The 1,832-nt window shown below is 61.7% G+C and carries 2 protein-coding genes; one reads left to right on the top strand and one right to left on the bottom strand.

Annotated features, from left to right (window positions below; genetic code table 11):
- Positions 1-1,047 (top strand): HipA domain-containing protein (locus AC1DT2_RS22280; RefSeq protein ID WP_477298800.1); only part of this gene is annotated, 1,047 nt, incomplete at its 5' end.
- A 17-nt stretch (positions 1,048-1,064) separates the two neighbouring features.
- On the opposite strand, the gene AC1DT2_RS22275 is transcribed toward AC1DT2_RS22280, so the two are convergent.
- Positions 1,065-1,832: hypothetical protein (locus tag AC1DT2_RS22275; RefSeq protein ID WP_477298798.1), on the bottom strand; the 768-nt coding region annotated here is incomplete at its 5' end.

The raw sequence follows: 1,832 nt of genomic DNA, 5'->3' as shown, positions 1-1,832 counted from the left end.
GGTCGCGACTGCGTGGGCGCCGTACAGTTACTTCCCGACAACTCGGTGCCAGATGGCTGGAACCGTGTCGTATCTGAACCACTGAGCGAGGCCCAGGTCGCTGCGACGCTTCGCTCTGTCCCCATGGATCCGGCAGCCTTTGCCCGTGACGGGACGCCTCCTTTTCGAATTTCACTGGCGGGTGCTCAAGAAAAAACGGCGCTTGCCCTGATCGCCGGAAGGTGGTGCAGGCCGCTCGGCGCCACGCCAAGTACCCACATCTTCAAGCTTCCTTTGGGGGTGATCGCCAATGCGAGTCGGATCGAAATGTTCGATTCGGTCGAGAATGAGTGGCTTTGCGCCCAAATCATCCATTCTCTCGGACTCCCCGCAGCCCGCACGGATATGGCGACATTCGGGGACCAGCGCGCCCTGATCGTCGAACGCTTCGATCGGGTATGGGCATCTGATGACTCGTGGATCGTCCGTTTGCCGCAGGAAGACTTCTGCCAGGCCTTTGGCTTGCCACCCCGACTGAAGTATGAGGACGACGGTGGCCCATCGATGTCCGATGGACTCACGCTGCTTTCAGGCAGTTCAGATGCGGAAGCAGACCGGCTCGCCTTTCAACTGGCACAGCTGGCATTTTGGATGATGGCTGCCCCGGACGGGCATGCAAAGAATTTTTCCATCTTTTTGCGACAGGGGAATGCTTACAACATGACCCCCTTATACGACGTCTTGTCCATATGGCCGTATATCGGCAAGAAGAGCAGGCAGCTGCACACACGCGACGTTCGCCTCGCGATGGCGCTTAGGTCGAAGAACGCGCACTACCATGTCTATACGATTCATGCGCGTCACTGGCGCGCGCTGGCGCGGAAAAATGGCGGCCCTGCCGTGTGGGAGGCCATGGTTGCCTTCGTTGAACGCGTTGAGGGCGCTCTTGACGACGTCGAGTCACGCTTGCCCGCTGGTTTTCCTGACAGGATCTGGGAGCCTGTTTCGCGCGGCATGAGAAAGCAAGCGCAGCTCTTTCTGTCAGAGGCTGCCGCGATGAACGGATAGACCATGCCCGTGAAAGGCTAGTTGCGAACCTTCCGCCCCAACCACCGCGCCAGGTTCGTCACATAAAGCTCCGTCGACCGCTTCGCCGCGGGTGTCGCACGCAATGTGCCGCCGGGCGCCTCGCTGACAAAACTCGGCTTCCCATGGTCCGGGTCCCAGTTGTAGTCGGCAAAGTGATGAAACGTCGATTGCGCCACGGCCGGGCCCATGCCGTCAGGTTGCGGCTCGAACGCCACGGCGATGGCAAACGGAGTTCCGGTCACTTCACTCTTTCCCGTCGCGATCACGCGAGCGCTGGCGTCGTCAGGCGGCGCCGTGACGTCACCTTCGTGCGGATGGGAGGGCAGGTAGCGAAGCGCACTTCCGGGTGCATCGGGATCGGCCAGGATCGGGTGCACGTCACCCACGGGCGCGATCTCCTGGAAGTCGCCATTGGCGCCGGAGTGGAAGTTTGGCCAGAGAATGGCCGTGGTGTACGGGTCGTCGATGACGCGGCGTGCCGTGTCCGGATCCGGATTGTGCGTATGGAAGTGATGGGCCTTGCCCACACCCTGGAGGTCGCAGACGGAGCAGCCGAGATCCATGTGATCGCGTGCGACCAGAAGCCCGCCGCCACGCTGACGAAACCGGTCGATCGCCGCACGTTCGTCATCATTCAGGCCGTTGCCGACATCCACGGCGAATAACCACAGCTGGTCGAAATCGCTGCTGTCGAGACTGGCCAGGACGGGGTCGGTCGACCCGGGAGGCGCCCCCCGATCACGTGCCACCACGTCGTAGAGAGG

This window comes from Luteibacter sp. P4_E6 (assembly GCF_056401535.1).
Note: the sequence above shows the minus strand (reverse complement) of the source record. Positions and strands in the feature narration are given on the sequence as shown.